Source organism: Burkholderia sp. 22088, from assembly GCF_052045915.1.
Taxonomy (GTDB): Bacteria; Pseudomonadota; Gammaproteobacteria; order Burkholderiales; family Burkholderiaceae; genus Burkholderia; species Burkholderia cepacia.
The window spans coordinates 131,510-152,924 of the sequence record NZ_JBQEPY010000022.1 but is presented as its reverse complement, the minus strand read 5'-3'; the positions used below and the strand labels follow the sequence as shown (position 1 = coordinate 152,924).

Sequence of the window (21,415 nt, the reverse complement as noted above, 5' to 3'; positions counted from 1 at the left end):
TGCAGGGATGGCGTGGCGCTCCGGCGCGGCGAGTGTATGTGACGCACATCACGCCGCAGGCAGGCACGGCAAGGAAAACCCGATTCGCTCGAATAATTTTAGGACGATTGAAGCCATGGCTAACGTTGTTGAGAACCTCGGCAAGCTTGAACGCCGCGTGACGATTTCCCTGCCGAAAGACACCGTGCAGAAGGAAATCGACGCCCGTATCCAGAAACTCGCGAAGAACGTGCGCATGCCGGGTTTCCGCCCGGGCAAGGTGCCGCTGAAGATGGTCGCGCAACAGTACGCGGGTCAGGTCGAAGCGGAAGTGCTGAGCGACAAGATCGGCCAGGAATTCTTCACGATCAGCCGCGCGGAAAACCTGCGCGTCGCCGGCCAGCCGAGCTTCGAGCCGAAGCAGGAGCAGGCTGAAGATGCATACGCGTTCGACGCGACGTTCGAGGTCTACCCGGAAGTCAAGATCGGCGATCTGGCGACGGCTGAAGTCGAGCGCTCGACGACGTCGATCGGCGACGCCGAAATCGACCGCACGCTGGACATCCTGCGCAAGCAGCGCGTGCACTTCCACGCACGCGGCGAAGCCGGCGAGCACGGCGACGGCGGCGCGGACACCGCAGCGAAGAACGGCGACCGCGTGACGGTCGACTTCGTCGGCAAGATCGACGACGTCGCGTTCCAGGGCGGCACGGCCGAAGATTTCCCGTTCGTGCTCGGCGAAGGCCGCATGCTGCCGGAATTCGAAACCGCAGCGCTGGGCCTGAAGGTCGGCGAAGCGCGCACGTTCGACCTGAAGTTCCCGGACGACTACCACGGCAAGGACGTGGCAGGCAAAACGGCCCAGTTCACGGTCACGATGAAGAAGATCGAGTGGCCGCACCTGCCGGAAATCGACGGTGAATTCGCGAAGTCGCTCGGCATCGAAGACGGCGATCTCGCGAAGATGCGCGCCGAGATCAAGGAAAACCTCGAGCGCGAAGCGAAGCGCCGCACGCAATCGATCGTCAAGAACCAGGTGATGGACGCGCTGCTGAAGATCTCCGAACTCGACGTGCCGAAGGCGCTGATTGAGCAGGACCAGCAACGCCTCGTCGAAATGGCTCGCCAGGATCTGGCGCAGCGCGGCGTGCCGAACGCGAAGGACGCACCGATCCCGGCCGAGATGTTCACCGAGCAGGCAGAGCGCCGCGTGAAGCTGGGCCTCGTGCTGGCCGAGCTGGTGAAGTCGAACGGCCTCGAAGCGAAGCCGGAACAGATCCGCGCGGAAGTCGACGAGTTCGCGAAGAGCTACGAAGACCCGAAGGAAGTGGTCCGCTGGTATTATTCGAACCAGCAGCGCCTCGCCGAGATGGAAGCGTTCGTCGTTGAAAGCAACGTCGTCGATTTCGTGCTGGGCAAGGCGAAGGTGACGGACAAGGAAGTGAGCTTCGAAGCACTCGCGAGCGCATCGGCGCAAGCGTAAGTGTTGCTCTAGCGGCGTGCCGGCTGTCGGAGCGACGGCCCGCACGCCGTTTTTACGTCAAGCGCACGGTTGCCATTAATATGGCGATTGAGCGGGCGGCTTCCTTCCGTTCAATTTTCCATTCGAACAAGGTTCATTGAATGATCACTCGCGCTGAATTGCTGGACATGCTTGCTTCGAACGCGCCGCAAGGTTTCGAGGCGCAAGCGCTGGGGCTGGTGCCGATCGTCGTCGAAACGAGCGGCCGCGGCGAGCGTTCGTACGATATCTATTCGCGTCTCCTGAAGGAGCGCTTGGTGTTCATGGTCGGCGAAGTGAACGACCAGACCGCCAACCTCGTGGTCGCGCAGTTGCTGTTCCTCGAGAGCGAGAATCCCGACAAGGACATCAGCCTGTACATCAACAGCCCGGGCGGGTCGGTGTCGGCCGGCATGGCGATCTACGACACGATGCAGTTCATCAAGCCGGACGTGTCGACGCTGTGCATGGGCCTCGCGGCCAGCATGGGCGCGTTCCTGCTCGCGTCGGGCGCGAAGGGCAAGCGTTTCGCGCTGCCGAACTCGCGCGTGATGATTCACCAGCCGCTCGGCGGCGCACGCGGCCAGGCATCGGACATCGAGATCCAGGCGCGCGAAATCCTCTACCTGAAGGAGCGGCTGAACCAGTTGCTCGCGCAGCACACGGGCCAGGACGTCGAACGCATCGCGCGCGACACCGACCGTGATAACTTCATGTCGAGCGAGGATGCGAAGGCGTACGGGCTGATCGACCAGGTGCTGCTGAAGCGCCCGTGAGCTTAAGTGGGGTGCCGCCCCGATTCGTGCGGCGCCCCTGCGACTTCCCGAACGCCCAGAGCATCTGCGGCAAGCGCATCCGGTCGGCTCCGGTCGCGCCCTAGGCGCGGTGCCCGGAGCATTCGGCGTATCATGTCATTTACCTGTCCGGAGGCTCTACATTCATGGCGGACAAAAAAGGTTCGAACAGCGAGAAGCTGTTGTATTGCTCGTTTTGCGGAAAAAGCCAGCATGAGGTGAAAAAACTCATCGCGGGCCCGTCGGTGTTCATCTGCGATGAATGTATCGACCTCTGCAACGAAATCATTCGCGACGAGGCGGCTGCCGCCGGCGTCGAGGCCAGCCTGTCCCGGTCGGATCTGCCGAGCCCGCAGGAAATTCGCGACATCCTCGATCAGTACGTGATCGGCCAGGAGCGCGCGAAGAAGATCCTCGCGGTGGCCGTGTACAACCACTACAAGCGCCTGAAGCATCTCGACAAGAAGGACGACGTCGAGCTGTCGAAGAGCAACATCCTGCTGATCGGCCCGACGGGCTCCGGCAAGACGCTGCTCGCGCAGACGCTCGCGCGGTTGCTCAACGTTCCGTTCGTGATCGCCGATGCGACGACGCTGACCGAAGCCGGCTACGTCGGCGAGGACGTCGAGAACATCATCCAGAAGCTGTTGCAGAACTGCAACTACGAGGTCGACAAGGCCCAGCGCGGGATCGTCTACATCGACGAAATCGACAAAATCAGCCGCAAGTCGGACAACCCGTCGATCACGCGCGACGTGTCGGGCGAGGGCGTCCAGCAGGCACTGCTGAAGCTCGTCGAGGGCACGATGGCGTCGGTGCCGCCGCAGGGCGGCCGCAAGCACCCGAACCAGGACTTCATCCAGGTCGACACGACCAACATCCTGTTCATCTGCGGCGGTGCGTTCGACGGTCTCGAAAAGGTGATCACCGATCGTACCGAGAAAACCGGTATCGGCTTCGGTGCGACGGTCAAGAGCAAGCAGGAGCGTGACGCGGGCGAAGTGCTGCGTGAAACGGAGCCGGAAGACCTGATCAAATTCGGTCTGATCCCCGAATTGATCGGCCGCCTGCCGGTGGTCGCGACGCTCGGCAAGCTCGATGAAGCGGCGCTGATGAAGATCCTGGTCGAGCCGAAGAATGCGCTCGTCAAGCAGTATCACAAACTGTTCGCGATGGAGCGCGTCGAGCTGGAGATCCGGCCGGGCGCGCTGCAGGCAGTCGCCCGCAAGGCGATCCGCCGCAAGACCGGCGCGCGCGGTTTGCGTTCGATCATCGAACAGGCGTTGCTCGACGTGATGTACGAGCTGCCGACGATGAAAGGGGTCAGCAAGGTCATCATCGACGAAAACGTCATCGATGGCGACGGCAAGCCTTTGCTGATCTATGAGGACACGCCGAAGGTGGCGGGTTCGAACTGACCGGCTTGCCGACGATGTTCTGCGAAAAAGGCCGTTCATGAGTCCGTGGGCGGCTTTTTTTCGTTTATCTTGTGGGTAACTCTGACTCGACTCGCGGTGGTTACTTTCTTACCGAATATTTCCCGCACTTGAAGGCTTGCAATTCGTTGTGGCGGCCTCAATTACCGAACAATTGATTCCACTCATGGGGAAATGAAATGTCAGGCACCCAACTTCTTCCGCCGGAACGCATCACGCTCCCGCTGCTGCCGCTGCGGGATGTCGTCGTTTTCCCGCACATGGTCATTCCGCTCTTCGTGGGCCGGCCGAAATCGATCAAGGCCCTCGAAGCAGCGATGGAAGGCGGCAAGCACATCATGCTTGTCGCCCAGAAAACCGCAGCCAAGGACGAACCGACCGAAAAGGACATGTACGAGGTCGGTTGTATCGCCAACATCCTGCAGATGCTGAAGCTGCCGGACGGCACCGTGAAGGTGCTCGTCGAGGGCCTGCAGCGTGCGAAGGCGTTGTCGATCGAAGAGCAGGAAACGCAATTCTCCTGCGAAGTGATGCCGCTCGAGCCCGATCACGCCGACAGCGCTGAAACGGAAGCGCTGCGCCGCGCGATCGTGTCGCAGTTCGACCAGTACGTGAAGCTGAACAAGAAGATCCCGCCGGAGATCCTCACGTCGCTGTCGGGCATCGACGAAGCGGGCCGCCTCGCCGACATGATCGCCGAGCGCCTGCCGCTGAAGCTCGACCAGAAGCAGCACATCCTCGAGATGTTCCCGGTCATCGAGCGCCTCGAGCACCTGCTCGCGCAACTCGAAGCCGAGATCGACATCCTGCAGGTCGAAAAGCGCATCCGCGGGCGCGTGAAGCGCCAGATGGAAAAGAGCCAGCGCGAGTACTACCTGAACGAGCAGGTCAAGGCGATCCAGAAGGAACTGGGCGAAGGCGAAGAGGGTGCGGACCTCGAGGAACTCGAGAAGCGCATCAACGCCGCGCGCATGCCGAAGGAAGCGAAGAAGAAGGCCGACGCCGAGCTGAAGAAGCTGAAGCTGATGTCGCCGATGTCGGCGGAAGCCACCGTCGTGCGCAACTACATCGACACGCTGATCGGCCTGCCGTGGCGCAAGAAGAGCAAGGTCAACAACGACCTGTCGAACGCCGAGCAGGTGCTCGACGAAGATCACTTCGGCCTCGAGAAGGTGAAGGAACGCATCCTCGAGTATCTCGCGGTGCAACAGCGCGTGGACAAGGTCAAGGCGCCGATCCTGTGCCTCGTCGGGCCCCCGGGCGTCGGCAAGACCTCGCTCGGCCAGTCGATCGCCCGTGCGACGAACCGCAAGTTCGTCCGGATGGCACTCGGCGGCGTGCGTGACGAAGCCGAGATCCGCGGCCACCGTCGTACGTATATCGGTTCGATGCCGGGCAAGATCCTGCAGAGCCTCACGAAGGTCGGCGTGCGCAATCCGCTCTTCCTGCTCGACGAAGTCGACAAGATGGGCATGGATTTCCGCGGCGATCCGTCGTCGGCGCTGCTCGAGGTGCTCGATCCGGAACAGAACCACACGTTCGCCGACCACTACATCGAAGTCGACTTCGACCTGTCGGATGTGATGTTCGTCGCGACGTCGAACTCGCTGAACATCCCGCCGCCGCTGCTCGACCGGATGGAAGTGATCCGTCTGTCGGGCTATACGGAAGACGAGAAGGTCAGCATTGCCCAGCGTTACCTGCTGCCGAAGCAGAAGAAGAACAACGGGCTGAAGGAAGGCGAGATCGAGGTCACCGAGCAGGCGATCCGCGACATCATCCGCTACTACACGCGCGAAGCCGGTGTGCGTTCGCTCGAGCGGGAAGTGTCGAAGATCTGCCGCAAGGTCGTGAAGATGCTGCTGCTGAAGAAGGCATCGGGCGCGATCAAGGTCGACGGCGAGAACCTCGATACCTTCCTCGGCGTGCGCAAGTACGACTTCGGCCTCGCGGCGAAGGAAAACCAGGTCGGTCAGGTGACGGGCCTCGCGTGGACGGAAGTCGGTGGCGATCTGCTGACGATCGAAGCCGCGGTGATGCCGGGCAAGGGCAACGTGATCCGTACGGGTTCGCTCGGCGACGTGATGAAGGAGTCGGTCGAGGCGGCACGTTCGGTCGTGCGCTCGCGTTCGCGGCGTCTGGGCATCAAGGACGAAGCGTTCGAGAAGCAGGACATCCACATCCACGTGCCGGAAGGCGCGACGCCGAAGGACGGTCCGTCCGCCGGCGGTGCGATGACGACCGCGCTGGTGTCGGTGCTGACGGGTATCCCGGTGCGTGCCGATGTCGCGATGACGGGCGAAATCACGCTGCGTGGTGAAGTCCTGCCGATCGGTGGCCTGAAGGAGAAGCTGCTCGCAGCGCATCGCGGTGGCATCAAGCTCGTGCTGATCCCGGAAGAGAACGTCAAGGATCTCGCCGAGATTCCGGACAACGTGAAGAACGCGATCGAGATCGTGCCGGTCCGCTGGATCGACAAAGTGCTTGAACTCGCGCTCGAGCGTTCGCCGACCCCGCTGCCGCCGGAAGAAGAGGCGAAGGCGGCGGCACCGGTCGCCGATGCGGCGAAGGATGCCGGCTCGACGGAATTCGTCAAGCACTGAGCATCGGAGTGCCGTTCGTTCTGACGGTTGTTCACGAAACCCGCGGCTTGGCCGCGGGTTTTTTTATGCGTCCCGGAATCGTATGCGCGAGCGTGGAAAATATTCGCACCGGGGCTTTGCAAAATGATCGGGGATGAATTAAACTTGCGGGCTCGCTGGTTGTTGATGCCGAAACGCAGATCGCAGCCAGAACGAATCGGAAACGGGTGCTTAGCTCAGCTGGTAGAGCGGCGCCCTTACAAGGCGTAGGTCGGGGGTTCGAACCCCTCAGCACCCACCAGTTTCCAGATTCAGCCAGACCAAGGAGCGGTAGTTCAGTCGGTTAGAATACCGGCCTGTCACGCCGGGGGTCGCGGGTTCGAGTCCCGTCCGCTCCGCCAAACAAACAACAATGCCCGCCTCGTGCGGGCATTGTTGTTTTTGCGTTCGGTTTGCGCCAGATCCCGGGCGCAAACCGAACGCAAAAACGGCGGGGGAAATCGTCTGCGCGGCCTCCGGGGCGCGCCGCCGTCAGAACGGAAAACCCGCGACCGCTCGAACGCGGTCGCGGGTTTTTCATGCTTTCTCGCCACAGAGGCGCCGTTTTTTCCGGCTCGCGCGGGGCTGTATTACTGAACGCGTATTACCGGCGGCAACTTGTAGGTTCCATTCAGGAGCGGGGCGTCCGGCAAGTAGGTGCGCAGCGTCAGATTGAACGCGCCGGCAGGGGCCGGCAGCCAGTTGCTGGCGGGGACACCCGCGGGTCGCACATGGCTGATGGTGAGCACGAGCGAGCCGTCGCTCGCGAACTGAAAGTTCGACGCCGGATAGGACAGCGCATAGATTCGATCGGGATTCGGATAAAAGAAAGCCTGCGCCTGGTTCGTGCCGGCGTACAGCGTCAATGACCAGAAGGCGCGCGCCGGAGGAAGCTGTCCCGCCGGGAACGTCATCTGATAGACGCCGTTGCCGTCGTAATTCGCCCCCGACGTGTTCGCCGCTCCCGTACTGGTGTAGTAGATCGCTTCGCTACCGGGCAGCGCACCGAGGCCGTTCAGCGCAACGCGCGCCCGTAGCGTGTACTGGGTTCCATAGTTGCCGACGTTGGCCGGGCCGCCTGTCCAGCCATTTGCGTCGGTACTCGTCTGGGCGGTGGCTTGCTGCGTTCCGCCGCCCGTCAGACTCGCCAGCGCCTCTGCCGCGCCTGCGTCGATCGATGCGACGTCGGCGGACGACGCGTTGAAGGTCTGCGCCGGGCCTATACCTGTCACGTCGAGTGCGTTCGTCGCCTCGGCCGTATCCTGCGGCGTCGGCGGACTCTTTTTCAAGAGCCGGTTCACGTACTGAAAATACGACGGCCAGTTGGCATAACCGGGCGGCTTTTGCGTGTCCACGCTGTCCCACGCAGCGACACCGGTTCCAGCGGGGCGCGACACGACCAGTTGATTCTGAACGGCCCACGCGGCGGGGTAATCGTTCGCATCGCTCACGTAAGTCCGCGCCAACGCCCACACCGCGTTGGTCGACGAGCGGAGCACGGTGACGCCTGCCGGGGCGGTTCCCTGCCAGTTCGGCCCCACGACCCAAAAGACCTTCGCGACACCGTTGTCGGCGCTCGTGCCGCGAATCGCGAAGTTGTTCGTATAGGCGTCCATCAGCGCGAGGGAAAAGTAGCGGGTGCCGCTGGCGGGTGTGTCGATCTGAACAGGACCGGCGTCCAGTTGAAGCATGGCGACGGAATACAGCGTGTCGTGATTGGGCTTCGTCACCGAGGTGGACGAAGCATCGGACAGCTGGCGACTGTGCACAAACGTATTCGGCGCAAGGCCCTGAGCGATGTAGCTCTGTCGGGTTGCGTAGAACTGGTACAGCGGAATCGTGAATAGCGTGGCACTGTTTGCGGCATTTTTCGTCGCGACGGGCGAAACGCCCGAGCTATCGACACTTTCCCCATTGCAGCCCGCCAGAAGGCCGACAGAGGCAGCGAATGCGACGAGGCGCGCGTGGTGAAGAAAACTCATCGAGTGGTGCGGTAGGGTTGAATGGTCGAATGGGCCGCACCCGTTCATCGTTTCGTCGACGAGCGTGGCACGGATTGCACGGCGCGAAAAGCGTATCCGGCTTGCGATGCGGCACGAACGATCTATTTTCGATATGCAAAGTCCGACGACTCGTTAGGGCGGTGTCGACCGATCGGCATCGTGCGGTTGATCCTTGTCGCCTTTCCGGTCGTCACGTTTCTCGTGGCCCATGCCGGGCTTGTGCCGTGTGCTCCCGTGTCGGGCGCGTTCCGTTGGCTCGATTCGCGGTCCTGGCGGTGCCGTGCGGTCGTCGGCGCGAATGACGCCAGCCCCGCATCGGGCAAGCCGCTCCGCGAACGAGTGATCGTGTGCTGCCGGGAGCCTGGGCGGCCGCGATGGGGGACGATCATTGGGCGAGCTGCTTTTCGAACTTCGCGAGGAGAGGCGGGTGACGGTGCGTGCCCGGTTCTGAAAGACGGGTATTTTTGCCTGTACTTCCTGTGGTGATCGCCGCGGGCGCCGCCGCTTTTCTCCCGTTCTACCCCGTATGTTGTAATATCGGGCGTTTTGTCCAATTTTCCCGTCACGCATGCTCGATTTCTTCCGTAATCACCAGCGCCTGATGATGGCGCTCCTGCTCCTGATCGTGTTGCCGGGGCTGGGTTTCGTCGGGATCCAAGGCTTCCGCGGCTTCTTCGACGATAGTGCGAACGTCGCGGCAGTCAACGGGCACAAGATCACGCGGGTCGAATTCGACGGCGCGTTCCGCCAGCAGATCGACCAGGCGCGCCAGGCACTCGGCGGGCAGTTCGACATCAAGATGTTCGATACGCCCGAGCACCGCAAGCAGGTGCTCGACGGCCTGATCCAGCAACGCGTGCTGGCCGACGAGACCCAACGTCTGCACCTGACCGCATCGGACAACGCCGTGCGCGACGCACTGATGAGCGACCCGATGATCGCGTCGCTGAAGAAGCCCGACGGGTCGATCGACGTCGAGCGCTATGCGCAGCTGCTGTCGTTCCAGGGGATGACGCCCGAGCAGTATCAGGAGCGCGTGCGCTACAGCCTCGCGCTGCAGCAGATTCCGGCCAGCATCGTGTCGAGCGCGTTCACGCCGAAGAGCCTCGCGCAACGTCTGTCCGAACTCGCCGCGCAGCAGCGCGAAGTGCAGGCGCTCGTGCTGAAGACGAGCGACTTCGCCGCAAAGGTCCGGCCGACCGACGCGCAGCTCACCGCGTACTACGACGCGCACAAGCAGAGCTTCGCGACGCCGGAGACCGCGACGATCCAGTACCTCGTCTATTCGCCGGCGGCAGCGGCCGCGAGCGCGCAGCCGACCGACGCGGACATCAAGAAGTTCTACGATGACAACCCGACGCACTTCCGCACCGAAGCGCAGGTGCGCGTGAGCCACATCTTCATCGCCGCACCGGGCAGCGCAAGCGCGGCCGACAAGACTGCAGCGAAGACGAAGGCCGAGCAACTGCTTGCCGACGTGAAGGCGCACCCGGACCAGTTCGCGCAGATCGCGCAGAAGGACTCGCAGGATGCGCCGTCGGCCGCGAAGGGCGGCGACCTCGGCTTCATCACGCGCGGCTCGACGGCGGGCGGCAAGGCGTTCGACGATGCCGCGTTCGCGCTCAAGCAAGGCGATGTGAGCGGTGTCGTGCAGTCGGATCTGGGCTTCCACATCCTGAAGGCAACGGAAGTGAAGCCGGCGGCCGTCAAGCCGTTCGCGGAAGTGAAGGACCAGATCGCAGCCGACCTGAAGCAGCAGTACGCATCGAAGGCGTTCACGGACAACGCGGAAGGCTTCACGTCCACTGTCTACGAAAAGGCGAAGACGCTGCAGCCGGCCGCGGACAAGTACAAGCTGACGATCCAGACGGCTACCGTCACGCCGACGCCGAATCCGCAGTTGCCGCCGACGAGCCCGCTGAACAATCCGAAGTTCCTGGCCGCCGTGTTCGCAAACGACTCGGTGAAGAACCAGAACAACACGCAGGCGATCGACGTCGGCAACAACACGCTGATCTCGGCGCGTGTGACCGACTACAAGCCGGCTGCCGTGCCCGCGCTCGACGCGATCAAGGACGTCGTGCGCCAGAAGGTGGTCGCCGAGCAGGCTGCCGAACTCGCGAAGAAGGACGGCGCGGCGAAGCTTGCCGAACTGCAGAAGTCGAAGTCGACCGACGGGTTCGCGGCCGCGCAGAAGGTATCGCGTACGCAGTCGCAGGGCCTGACGCCGGCTGCGCTGAGCGCCGTCTACAAGGTCGATGCGAAGACGCTGCCGGCCTACGTCGGTGTCGATCTCGGCGCGGACGGCTATGCGATCTATCGCGTGAACGCGGTGATCCCGGGTTCGGCGGTTGATCCGCAGCAACTGGCGGCCGCGCAGCAGCAGATGGCGCAGGTCGACGCGCAGAGCGAAGGCGAAGCGTATCTCGCCGCGCTGCGCGATCGCTCGAAGGTGAAGCTGTACGGCTCGACGGCCAGCCAGTCGCCGGACGGCGACAACTGAGCATCGTTTCGCCCGCAACAAAAAGCCCCGCTTCACGCGGGGCTTTTTGCTTTCCGGCGGGGCGAGGCGGCGTCAGCCGCGCGGCTTGCCGAGCAGCGGTTTCAGCGCCGGCCAGACGTTGTCGAGCAGAATGCCCTGAGCCTGCTGCGCTGGATGCATCTGGTCGGCCTGGAACATCTCGGGCTTGTTCTCGATGCCGGCCAGCAGGAACGGCACGAGCGGCACGCCGAGATCCTTCGACAGCCGCGTATAGACGGCGTGGAACTTCTGCGTGTAGTCCGGGCCGTAGTTGGGCGGCACGTACATGCCGACCAGCACGACCCTGGCCCGCGCTTGCCGCGCACCGGCGATGATGTCGCGCAGGTTCTGTTCGGTCGTCGCGAGCGGCACGCCGCGCAGCGCATCGTTCGAGCCGAGCTCGACGACGACGATCGACGGCTTGAGTCGCTGCAGCACCGCAGGCAGCCGCGCGCGGCCGCCGCTGGTCGTGTCGCCGCTGACGCTGGCGTTCGCGACGCTATAATCGATTCGCTCGGTCGTGAGCCGTTGCCGCAGCAACGCCACCCAGCCGGTGTCGCGCGGCAGCCCGTATTCGGCCGACAGGCTGTCGCCGAGCACGACGATCACGGGCTGGCCCGATGTCGCGGCCGGTGTCGTCGCGGCGCGTGCGGGCACGGCGGCGGCCAGCAGCGTACCCAGCAGCGCGGCGATCGCCGCGCGTCTTTTCCAGCGAAATGTCGTGTCCATGTTCAAGATTACCGATCCGATCATCGAAGTCCATGACGTGTGCAAGCGGGTCGCCGACGCAACCGGCGAGCTGACGATCCTCGACGGCATCACGCTCGCCGTGCGGCCGGGCAGCAGTCTCGCGATCGTCGGCGCGTCGGGGTCGGGTAAATCGACGCTGCTCGGCCTGCTTGCGGGGTTGGACAGCGCGACGAGCGGCACGGTTCGCCTGCTCGGTCGCGCGCTCGATCAGCTCGACGAGGACGCGCGCGCGGCGCTGCGCAACGGCGCAGTCGGGTTCGTATTCCAGTCGTTCCAGTTGATGCCGCACCTGACGGCGCTCGAGAACGTGATGCTGCCGCTCGAACTGCAGGGCGGCATCAGTGCGCGCGATGCCGCCGATCGCGCCCGGGCGCTGCTCGTGCAGGTCGGTCTCGGCGAACGCACCGCGCATTATCCGAAGTTGTTGTCCGGCGGCGAGCAGCAGCGCGTCGCGCTTGCGCGCGCATTCGTCACGCGCCCGGCGATCCTCTTTGCCGACGAGCCGACCGGCAGCCTCGATGCGGCCACGGGCCATGCGGTCATCGACCTGATGTTCGAACTGAACCGCACGAACGGTGCAACGCTCGTGCTCGTCACGCACGATGCCGAACTGGCACGCCGCTGCGCGACGACGGTGACGCTCGACGCCGGGCGCATCGTCGAGCCGCGCGCGGCGCAGCGCAACGGCTGAATGCTTTTGCCGGCCGCGCGGCGTGCGCCGAGCGGCCGGCATGGGCATGACGCCGCTGCGTCAGTGCCTCACAGTGCCTCAGCGCTTTAACGCCGCGCGGGCGCGCTCGATCAGCGCGGTGGTCGACGAGTCGTGCTTCGCCGGATCGACCGACTCGGCCGACAGGTCGGCTTCCACCACCTTGCCGAGAATCTTGCCGAGCTCGACGCCCCACTGGTCGAACGGATTGATGTCCCACACCGTTGCCTGCACGAGCACCTTGTGTTCGTACAGCGCGATCAGCGCGCCGAGCGTGCGCGGCGTCAGCGCATCGACGAGCAGCGTCGTCGTCGGGCGGTTGCCCGGGAACGTCAGGTGCGGCGCGAGCGCCTCCTTGCCCGGCCCCGCGACCTTGCGTGCTTCTTCCAGCGTGCGGCCGAGCATCAGTGCCTCGCTCTGCGCGAAGCAGTTCGCGAGCAGCTTCGGGTGGTGGCTCGCGAGCGGATGCTCGGGCGTCAGCACCGCGATGAAGTCGATCGGCACGATCGTCGGCCCCTGGTGCAGCATCTGGAAGAACGCATGCTGGCCGTTGGTGCCCGGCTCGCCCCACGTGACGGCCGACGTCGGGTAGTCGACGAAGGTGCCGTCCAGGCGCGCGGATTTGCCGTTGCTTTCCATTTCGAGCTGCTGCAGGTACGACGGCAGGTAGTGCAGCGCTTCCGAATACGGCGCGACGAGATAGCTCTGCGAACCGAAGAAATTCCGGTACCAGATGCCGATCAGGCCGAGCAGCACGGGCAGGTTGCGCTCGAGCGGCGCCTCGCGGAAATGACGGTCCATGTCGTTCGCGCCGGCCAGCAGCTCGTCGAACTGCTCGGGGCCGATCGCGATCATGATCGACAGCCCGACCGCCGACCACAGCGAATAGCGGCCGCCGACCCAGTCCCACATTTCGAACACGTTGTCCGCGGCGATGCCGAACTTCACGACTTCGGCCGGGTTCGCCGACACGCCGACGAAGTGCTTTGCAAGCGCGTCCTCGGGGCAGCCGCGCGCGACGAACCAGTCGCGCAGCGAACGTGCGTTCGTCATCGTCTCGAGCGTCGTGAAGGTCTTCGACACGATGATCGCGAGCGTTTCCTCGGGATCGACCTGTTCGAGCACGCGTGCGAGATCGGCGCCGTCGACGTTCGACACGAAGTGCGTGGAAATTTCGGGCGTCGCGACGTGGTGCAGCGCGTGTACGACCATCTTCGGCCCGAGATCGGAGCCGCCGATGCCGATGTTGATCACGTGGCGGATGCGTTTGCCGGTGTAGCCCGTCCAGGTGCCGCTGCGCACGGCGCGAGCGAACGTCGCCATCTTCGCGCGCTCGGCGCTCACCTGCGCGTGGAACGGCGCTTGCGGATCGGTCGCGCGCAGCGCGGTGTGCAGGGCGGCACGGCCTTCGGTCGGGTTCACGATTTCGCCCGCGAACATCGCGTCGCGGCGCGCCTCGACACCCGCGTCGCGCGCGAGCTGGACGAGCAGGCGCAGCGTTTCGTCGTTGATGCGGTTCTTCGAGAAATCGGCCGCGAGACCGCCGCCCGGAATCGTGAAGCGTTCGGCGCGGGTCGGCGCGCGGTCGTGTTCCGGCGCGAACCAGTCGCGCAGCCGGGCGTGACGGATCTGTTCGAAGTGGGATTGAAGGGCAGTCCAGGCGGGGAGCGAATTCAGCGTCATGGCGGTTCGAGTGAAGCGTGAATCGGGAGGAATGCCGCGCCGGCTCATCGGGATCGGAAGGCCGGCGGACGAGAGGGCCCGCCGTGCGGCGGGGCAGTCAGTATAGCGGCGTTATGTGCCGGCGCGCGGCGACGCATAAAAAAGGCGATTGACCAGCGTGCGCACCATCGGCGCGAGTTCGCCTGCCGTGAGTCCGGCCGGGCCGGTTCCGTTCGCGGTCAGCGTGTCGGCCGCGAGGCCGTGCAGGTAGACGCCTGCCAGCGCCGCTTCGTACGGCGCGACGCGTTGCGCGAGCAGCGCGCCGATCAGGCCGCCGAGCACGTCGCCGGTGCCGCCCGTGGCGAGCGCTGCGTTGCCGGTCGGGTTGATCGTCATGCGGCCGTCTGGCGCCGCAATCACCGTGCCCGAGCCTTTCAGCACGACGATGGCCGCATAACGTGACGCGAGCGCCTGCGCGGCCGCGAGGCGGTCGCGCTGAATCGCCGCCGTGTCGCAGCCGAGCAGCCGCGCGGCCTCGAGCGGATGCGGCGTCAGCACGCACGGATAACCGCGCGCGCCGCGCGTGGCGACGGCGGCCGCGAGATCCGCATGCGTCGCGACGAGGTTCAGTGCGTCGGCATCGAGCAGCGTTGCGGCGTCGTGGGCAAGCACGTCGCGCACGAGCGTCGCCGCGGCCTCGCGCGTGCCCAGCCCGCAGCCTGCGGCGATGGCGGTCATCGCGCCGGGGTCGAGGGTGTCGGCCGCGTGCAGCATCAGTTCGGGGAACGGCGGATCGTACGGCGGCGCGCCGGTGCCGAGGAAGCCGACATGCACCTTGCCGGCACCGGCGAACAGCGCGGCGCGCGCGGCCAGGATCGGCGCGCCGCACATGCCGGTGTCGCCGCCGAGTACCGCGAGGCTGCCGTACGTGCCCTTGTGGGACGCGAATGCGCGCGCGGGCAGGGCGGCGGCGAACCGCGCGGGCGCGTTCAGTACGATGGCCGGCGCGGCGGGTGGCGCGACGTCGAGCGATTCGACGTCGATCGCGCCGGCGAGATCCCGGCCTTCGCCGGTGTAGAGGCCCGGCTTCGCGCCGATGAACGTGAGCGTGTGGGTGGCGGCGACGGCGACGCCCGCGCCGACGATCTGGCCCGTATCGCTGTCGAGTCCGCTCGGCACATCCAGCGCAAGCACGCGGCCGCCGCTGCGCGCATGCGCGGCGATGCGCGCGGCCTGCTCGGCGAACGCGCCGTCGAGCGCGCGGCCGAGACCGATGCCGAACAGTCCGTCGACCACCCACGCATAGCCGTCCAGCGAAGCAGGCGGCGTGGCCGACAGCGGCACGCCGGCGGCGCGCGCGAGGCCGAGCGCCCATTGCGCGTCGTCGGGCTTCACCGGCACCGGCATCCACGCCTGGGTCGCGACGCCGAGCTGCTGGAGGTGCGCGGCGGCAACGAGCGCGTCGCCGCCGTTGTTGCCCGGGCCGACCGCGAACCACACGGGGCGGTTGTCGCCGGCCGCGCGTTCGGACAGCCAGCGCGCGGCGGCGGCGCCGGCGCGACCCATCAGCGTATGCGGCGGCAGCGCCGCGGCTGCGTCGGCTTCGGCCGTGCGCAGGTCGGCGACGCGCAGCAGCGCGATCGGAGCGGAATCGGGAAGCGGAAGGGTAACGGTCATCGCGGGGTCATCGCCGGGTCGCGGCGGCTGGCAAGGCGGCCGCCGGGGACGGGCCCCGCGGCGGTCAGGTCGTGAAGCGCCCGGCGCTTAGCGCGGCGAGCGTGTCGGCGCGCCAGTGCTGCACGTCGCCGCCCAGGTAGTCGGTCACCACTTTAGCAGACCCGCACGCGAGCCCCCAGCCGGCCGGGCCGTGCCCGAAATTGACGAATACGCGCGGATGCGGGGTCGGACCGACGACCGGCAGGCCGTCCGGCGACAGCAGTTGCGTGCCTTGCCAGGACAGCGCGGCCGAGATCCTCGCGGCACCGGGCACCCAGTCGTGGACGGCCTGGCCGAGCAATGCGAGCGCGGCCTCGGACAGCGGCTCGGCGAGCGGCTTCGCGGTGTCGGGCAGGCTCTGCAGCACGGCGCCGCCGCCGACGCGCAGCCGCTGGTGGGTGCGCGTGATCGAGATGCGCTTGATCGAATCGATGACGTTCAGGTGCGGCGCATGTTCTTCGTAGGCGACCGGCGCGGTCAGCGCATGGACCCGCACCGGGTGCAGCGGCAGGCGCCAGCCGAGGCGGTCGAGCAGCGGCAGGCTGCCGGCGCCGGCGGCGACCACGATTGCATCGGCGGAAATCACGTCGACGTCGCGGGCGTTCGACGCGTGGCGGTCGCCGGGCGGGACGAGCTCGACCGCGGCGCGGCCGTTGTCGACGCGGATCGCGGCGACTTCCGCGCCGAAGCGGAACTGCACGCCGTGCTCGTCGAGCGTCTGCTTGACCAGTTTCGCGAACAGCGGGCAATTCCCGGTGCGCTCGGTCTCGAGCAGCACGCCGCCGGCGAAACCGGGCTCGGCCGGCACCGACGGCTCGAGTGCCGCGCATTCGTCTGCGGAGAGCAGGCGGTACGGCTGGTCGAGCGTGCGCAGCAGGTCGAGCGCGGGCTGCATCGCTTCCCAGTCGCGCGGATCGCGCACGACGTGCAGGATGCCGGGCTTCTGCTCGAACTCGAGCTCGAGGCGCGTCTCGATGTCGGCGAGCGCGTCGCGCGACGCGTCGATCAGCGGCCGCAGCCGCGTGTACTGCGCGGCGAACGCGTCGGGCTCGCGCAGCCTGCCGAGCTGCTTGACGAAGCGCCGTACGCCGCCGTTGAAGCCGGGCTTGTAGACGATGCCGCTGTCGCGCGGCTGGCGCTGGCGCATGAAGGTCGGGCCGAACCAGACGTCGAGCGGGCTCGGCAGCAGCGCGCCGCCGTCGCCGTAGGTCGCACCCTGCGCGACGGTCGCGTGGCGTTCGACCACGCATACGCGATGGCCGGCCGCGCGCAACTGGTAGGCGGTGGCGACGCCGCTGATTCCGCCGCCGATGACGATGACATCCATGGATTGCTTCGATGACGGGCGGCGCGCAGGCGCTGCCCGGTGAGAATTCGCTGAGGGCCCGGGCCCGGTGAACCCGGAATGATAGCGCCAAAATCGCGGGAACCGGCGCCGGGGTGGCACGGGCCGTGCCGCCGTGCCGCGGCCGCCGGCTGCCGCGCCCGCGCGGGGCGGCCCGGCGGGCAGGCCGCGTGCGGTGGACATCGCGGCACCGATGCGGTGCATGCGGGTTGCCGATCGGCCGGTCTTGGGCGACCGACTTCCGGGTATAATTACGGCCTTCCTTTCGCCCCACGTCGCCACCTCGCGCGACTCATCGACGTCAGTCCAGCCCATGGCTCACTTCTCGTGTTTTCCCGGCGCTTCGGCCCTCTCCGATTTCCGTCAAACCCGTCTGCTCGACACGCTCAGGCAAATCGACGCCAACATCGTCGCGGTGCGCGGGCAGTTCCTGCACTTCGTCAATGCGGCCGAGCCGCTGTCGGCCGACGACAGCGCGCGCATCGACGCGCTGATGCACTACGGCGCGCCGTTCGAGCCGGCGGCCGAGAAGGGCACGACCGAGACCTTCGTCGTGCTGCCGCGTTTCGGCACGGTTTCGCCGTGGGCGAGCAAGGCGACCGACATCGCCCAGCACTGCGGCCTCACGCACGTGCGCCGCATCGAGCGCGGCGTCGAATTCACGGTCACGCTGAAGTCGGGCCTGCTCGGCGGCAAGAAGGCGCTGTCGGACGACGCGCGCGCAGCCGTCGCGGCCGCGCTGCATGACCGGATGACCGAAAGCGTGGTCGCGGCGCGCGACGACGCGCAGCACCTGTTCGACGAACTGCCGGCCAAGCCGCTCTCGACCGTCGACGTGCTGGGTATCGGCCGCGGTGCGCTCGAGCGCGCGAACGTCGAGCTGGGCCTCGCGCTCGCCGACGACGAGATCGACTACCTCGTCGACGCGTTCCGCAAGCTCGAACGCAACCCGACCGACGTGGAACTGATGATGTTCGCGCAGGCGAACAGCGAACACTGCCGCCACAAGATCTTCAACGCGCAGTGGACGATCGACGGCGAAGCGCAGGACATGTCGCTGTTCGCGATGATCCGCAACACCGAGAAGCTGAGCCCGCAGGGCACGATCGTCGCCTATTCGGACAACTCGTCGATCATGGTCGGCGCCGAAGCCGAACGCTGGTTCCCGCGCAACGCAGGCGCGGCCGGCGAGCCGGGCGAGCGCTACGGCCGCCACACCGAGCTCACGCACACGCTGATGAAGGTCGAGACGCACAACCATCCGACGGCGATCTCGCCGTTCCCGGGTGCGGCGACCGGCGCGGGCGGCGAGATCCGCGACGAAGGCGCGACGGGCCGCGGCGCGCGTCCGAAGGCCGGCCTGACGGGCTTCACCGTGTCGAACCTCGACCTGCCGGACGCCCGCCAGCCGTGGGAAAACGCGCGCGACGCCGCGCAGCCGGTCGGCGAGCGCAATCCGAATGACGCGCACGGCCCGTACGGCCGTCCGGACCGCATCGCGTCGCCGCTGCAGATCATGATCGACGGCCCGCTCGGCGGCGCCGCGTTCAACAACGAATTCGGCCGCCCGAACCTCGGCGGCTACTTCCGCGTGTACGAGCAGAACGTCGGCGGGAAGGTGCATGGCTATCACAAGCCGATCATGATCGCGGGCGGCCTCGGCAACATCGCGGATCAGCATACGCACAAGCACGACGTGCCGGCCGGCTCGCTGCTGATCCAGATCGGCGGCCCCGGCATGCGGATCGGGATGGGCGGCGGCGCCGCGAGCTCGATGGCGACCGGCGCGAACACGGCGGAACTCGACTTCGACTCGGTGCAGCGCGGCAACCCGGAAATCGAACGTCGCGCGCAGGAAGTGATCAACGGCTGCTGGCAGCTCGGCGCGGAAAACCCGATCCTGAGCATCCACGACGTCGGCGCGGGCGGCCTGTCGAATGCGTTCCCCGAGATCGTCGACGGCGCGGGCAAGGGCGCGCGCTTCGAGCTGCGCAAGGTCGCGCTCGAGGAATCGGGCCTGTCGCCGCGCGAAATCTGGTCGAACGAAGCGCAGGAGCGCTACGTGCTGGCGATCGCGCCGGCCGACCTGCCGCGTTTCGAGGCGATCTGCGCGCGTGAACGCTGCCCGTTCGCGGTGGTCGGTGTCGCGACCGACGAACGCCAGCTGAAGCTCGTCGACGACGAAGCGACGGGCGCCGACGAATACCCGGTCGACATGCCGATGGAAGTGCTGCTCGGCAAGCCGCCGCGCATGCATCGTGACGTCACGCGCGTGACGACCGAACGCGCGCCGGTCGACGTGACGGGCATCGCGCTGTCGGAAGTCGCGATCGACGTGCTGAAGCACCCGACGGTCGGCAGCAAGTCGTTCCTGATCACGATCGGCGACCGTTCGGTCGGCGGCACGTCGGTGCGCGACCAGATGGTCGGCCCGTGGCAGGTGCCGGTGGCCGACTGCGCGGTCACCGCGCTCGACTACGCGGGCTTCAAGGGCGAGGCGATGACGATGGCCGAGCGCACGCCGCTCGCGGTGATCGACGCGCCCGCATCGGGCCGCATGGCGGTCGGCGAGGCGATCACGAACATCGCGAGCGCGCCGATCGCGTCGCTCGACAAGCTGAAGCTGTCGGCGAACTGGATGGCCGCGTGCGGCACGGCCGGCGAGGACGCCGCGCTGTTCGACACGGTCAAGGCGATCGGCATGGAGCTGTGCCCGGCACTCGGGATCGGCATCCCGGTCGGCAAGGACTCGCTGTCGATGAAGACGAAGTGGGACGAGCAGGGCGTCGCGAAGGAAGTGGTGTCGCCGGTGTCGCTGATCATCTCCGCGTTCGCGCCGGTCGAGGACGTGCGCCGTCACCTGACGCCGCAACTGCGCCGCATCGCCGATGCGGGCGACAGCGTGCTGATCGCGATCGATCTCGGCCGCGGCAAGAACCGGATGGGCGGCAGCATCTTCGCGCAGGTCACGCAGCAGGTCGGCGACACGACGCCGGACGTCGACGATGCGGAAGACCTGAAGCGTTTCTTCAACGCGATCCAGTCGCTCAATGCGCAAGACAAGCTGCTCGCATACCACGACCGCTCGGACGGCGGCCTGTGGGCGACGGTGTGCGAAATGGCGTTCGCGGGTCACGCGGGCGTGTCGCTGAACGTCGACATGCTGACGCTCGACCCGAATCACGAATCCGACTACGGCGACGCGAAGGACTGGGCGAAGCAGACGAGCGGCCGCCGCGAGGATCGCACGCTGCGCGCGCTGTTCTCCGAGGAACTGGGCGCCGTCGTGCAGGTGCGCGCGACCGACCGCGACGCGGTGCTGGGCGCGCTGCGCGAGTTCGGCCTGTCGGCGTGCTCGCACGTGATCGGCTCGGTCAACGATCGCGACGTGATCGAGGTGTACCGCGACGCGAAGAAGATTTTCGACGCACCGCGCGCCGAACTCCATCGTGCGTGGAGCGAAGTGAGCTGGCGCATCGCGCGCCTGCGCGACAACCCCGCGTGCGCGGATGCCGAATACGACGCGCTGCTGGACGTGGCCGACCCGGGCATCTCGCCGGTGCTGAGCTTCGATCCGGCTGACGACATCGCGGCGCCGTTCATCGCGACGGGCGCACGGCCGCGCGTAGCGATCCTGCGCGAGCAGGGCGTGAACTCGCATCTCGAAACGGCCTACGCGTTCGACCGCGCGGGCTTCGATGCGCACGACGTGCACATGAGCGACCTGCTGGCCGGCCGCGCGAATCTCGCCGATTTCGCGGGTGCGGTCGCATGCGGCGGCTTCTCGTACGGCGACGTGCTGGGCGCGGGCGAAGGCTGGGCGAAGACGATCCGCTTCAACGCGAATCTCGCCGACATGTTCTCGGCGTTCTTCGCACGTCCCGACACGTTCGCGCTCGGCATCTGCAACGGCTGCCAGATGCTGTCGAGCATCTCGTCGATGATCCCGGGTGCGGAAGCCTGGCCGAAGTTCACGCGCAACAAGTCCGAGCAGTTCGAGGCGCGTTTCTCGTTCGTCGAAGTCGAGAAATCGCCGTCGATCTTCTTCGCGGGGATGGAAGGCTCGCGGATTCCGGTCGCGGTCGCGCACGGCGAAGGTTATGCGGACTTCTCGCAACAGGGCGACATCGATCGCGTCGCGGTCGCGATGCGCTTCGTCGACCACCGCGGCGAAGCAACCGAGCGCTATCCGTTCAACCCGAACGGCTCGCCGGCCGGCATCACGTCGGTCACGACGGCCGACGGCCGCTTCTCGGTGCTGATGCCGCACATGGAGCGCGTGCATCGTACGGTCGCGATGAGCTGGCACCCGGAAAGCTGGGGTGAAGCGAGCCCGTGGATGCGCGTGTTCCGCAACGCGCGCCGCTGGATCGGCTGA

General features: G+C 66.5%; 12 protein-coding genes and 2 tRNA genes. 9 read left to right on the top strand and 5 right to left on the bottom strand.

Going from position 1 to position 21,415, the window contains the following annotated elements; genetic code table 11:
- The first annotated feature begins 115 nt into the window (after positions 1-115).
- The 6 genes from tig to ACTJLD_RS34585 all read left to right on the top strand — a co-directional run bounded on the left by tig (position 116) and on the right by ACTJLD_RS34585 (position 6,693).
- Entirely contained in the window at positions 116-1,462 is a 1,347-nt protein-coding gene (gene tig, locus ACTJLD_RS34610; RefSeq protein WP_027787157.1) for a trigger factor, read from the top strand.
- 140 nt (positions 1,463-1,602) lie between these two features.
- The gene (gene clpP, locus ACTJLD_RS34605; protein WP_010092137.1) at positions 1,603-2,256 is read left to right on the top strand and encodes an ATP-dependent Clp endopeptidase proteolytic subunit ClpP; all 654 of its coding nucleotides are present in this window, start codon (positions 1,603-1,605) and stop codon (positions 2,254-2,256) included.
- 164 nt (positions 2,257-2,420) lie between these two features.
- Positions 2,421-3,692: an ATP-dependent Clp protease ATP-binding subunit ClpX gene (clpX, locus tag ACTJLD_RS34600; protein WP_006489345.1), complete on the top strand. Its 1,272-nt coding sequence runs from the start codon at positions 2,421-2,423 to the stop codon at positions 3,690-3,692.
- Between the two features lie 197 nt (positions 3,693-3,889).
- Complete coding sequence (lon, locus tag ACTJLD_RS34595; RefSeq protein ID WP_011352361.1) at positions 3,890-6,313, top strand: endopeptidase La; 2,424 nt, start codon at positions 3,890-3,892, stop codon at positions 6,311-6,313.
- Positions 6,314-6,517: 204 nt separating this feature from the next.
- Positions 6,518-6,593, top strand: a tRNA-Val gene (locus tag ACTJLD_RS34590).
- A gap of 23 nt (positions 6,594-6,616) precedes the next feature.
- Positions 6,617-6,693: transfer RNA gene (locus ACTJLD_RS34585), tRNA-Asp, on the top strand.
- Positions 6,694-6,921: 228 nt separating this feature from the next.
- Here ACTJLD_RS34585 and ACTJLD_RS34580 read toward each other — a convergent pair.
- Positions 6,922-8,313, bottom strand: coding sequence for a DUF1254 domain-containing protein (locus ACTJLD_RS34580; RefSeq protein ID WP_440660964.1), 1,392 nt, complete (start codon positions 8,311-8,313; stop codon positions 6,922-6,924).
- 589 nt (positions 8,314-8,902) lie between these two features.
- Between ACTJLD_RS34580 and ACTJLD_RS34575 the strand changes: the two genes are divergently transcribed.
- A complete protein-coding gene (locus ACTJLD_RS34575; RefSeq protein WP_440660962.1) occupies positions 8,903-10,837 on the top strand; it encodes a SurA N-terminal domain-containing protein in 1,935 nt (644 codons plus the stop codon).
- Between the two features lie 72 nt (positions 10,838-10,909).
- Here ACTJLD_RS34575 and ACTJLD_RS34570 read toward each other — a convergent pair whose 3' ends face one another.
- Entirely contained in the window at positions 10,910-11,584 is a 675-nt protein-coding gene (locus ACTJLD_RS34570; RefSeq protein ID WP_027787160.1) for an arylesterase, read from the bottom strand.
- Here ACTJLD_RS34570 and ACTJLD_RS34565 point away from each other — a divergent pair.
- A complete protein-coding gene (locus tag ACTJLD_RS34565; RefSeq protein WP_021163968.1) occupies positions 11,583-12,296 on the top strand; it encodes an ABC transporter ATP-binding protein in 714 nt (237 codons plus the stop codon). The two genes, ACTJLD_RS34570 and ACTJLD_RS34565, sit on opposite strands and share 2 nt — an antisense overlap.
- Positions 12,297-12,374: 78 nt before the next feature.
- On the opposite strand, the gene pgi is transcribed toward ACTJLD_RS34565, so the two are convergent.
- The 3 genes from pgi to ACTJLD_RS34550 all read right to left on the bottom strand — a co-directional run bounded on the left by pgi (position 12,375) and on the right by ACTJLD_RS34550 (position 17,019).
- Positions 12,375-13,997, bottom strand: a complete 1,623-nt coding sequence (gene pgi, locus ACTJLD_RS34560; RefSeq protein ID WP_060194394.1) for a glucose-6-phosphate isomerase — start codon at positions 13,995-13,997, stop codon at positions 12,375-12,377.
- Between the two features lie 111 nt (positions 13,998-14,108).
- Positions 14,109-15,653: an NAD(P)H-hydrate dehydratase gene (locus tag ACTJLD_RS34555; protein ID WP_440660959.1), complete on the bottom strand. Its 1,545-nt coding sequence runs from the start codon at positions 15,651-15,653 to the stop codon at positions 14,109-14,111.
- Positions 15,654-15,717: 64 nt separating this feature from the next.
- Complete coding sequence (locus ACTJLD_RS34550; RefSeq protein WP_060358433.1) at positions 15,718-17,019, bottom strand: FAD-dependent oxidoreductase; 1,302 nt, start codon at positions 17,017-17,019, stop codon at positions 15,718-15,720.
- A gap of 331 nt (positions 17,020-17,350) precedes the next feature.
- On the opposite strand from ACTJLD_RS34550, the gene purL reads away from it, so the two are divergent.
- The gene (gene purL / locus ACTJLD_RS34545; RefSeq protein WP_027787164.1) at positions 17,351-21,415 is read left to right on the top strand and encodes a phosphoribosylformylglycinamidine synthase; all 4,065 of its coding nucleotides are present in this window, start codon (positions 17,351-17,353) and stop codon (positions 21,413-21,415) included.

Coding starts and splice junctions, on each gene's coding strand:
- tig (WP_027787157.1), top strand. CDS start 116: ATGGCTAACGTTGTTGAGAACCTCGGCAAGCTTGAACGCCGCGTGACG.
- clpP (WP_010092137.1), top strand. CDS start 1,603: ATGATCACTCGCGCTGAATTGCTGGACATGCTTGCTTCGAACGCGCCG.
- clpX (WP_006489345.1), top strand. CDS start 2,421: ATGGCGGACAAAAAAGGTTCGAACAGCGAGAAGCTGTTGTATTGCTCG.
- lon (WP_011352361.1), top strand. CDS start 3,890: ATGTCAGGCACCCAACTTCTTCCGCCGGAACGCATCACGCTCCCGCTG.
- ACTJLD_RS34580 (WP_440660964.1), bottom strand. CDS start 8,313: ATGAGTTTTCTTCACCACGCGCGCCTCGTCGCATTCGCTGCCTCTGTC.
- ACTJLD_RS34575 (WP_440660962.1), top strand. CDS start 8,903: ATGCTCGATTTCTTCCGTAATCACCAGCGCCTGATGATGGCGCTCCTG.
- ACTJLD_RS34565 (WP_021163968.1), top strand. CDS start 11,583: ATGTTCAAGATTACCGATCCGATCATCGAAGTCCATGACGTGTGCAAG.
- ACTJLD_RS34570 (WP_027787160.1), bottom strand. CDS start 11,584: ATGGACACGACATTTCGCTGGAAAAGACGCGCGGCGATCGCCGCGCTG.
- pgi (WP_060194394.1), bottom strand. CDS start 13,997: ATGACGCTGAATTCGCTCCCCGCCTGGACTGCCCTTCAATCCCACTTC.
- ACTJLD_RS34555 (WP_440660959.1), bottom strand. CDS start 15,653: ATGACCGTTACCCTTCCGCTTCCCGATTCCGCTCCGATCGCGCTGCTG.
- ACTJLD_RS34550 (WP_060358433.1), bottom strand. CDS start 17,019: ATGGATGTCATCGTCATCGGCGGCGGAATCAGCGGCGTCGCCACCGCC.
- purL (WP_027787164.1), top strand. CDS start 17,351: ATGGCTCACTTCTCGTGTTTTCCCGGCGCTTCGGCCCTCTCCGATTTC.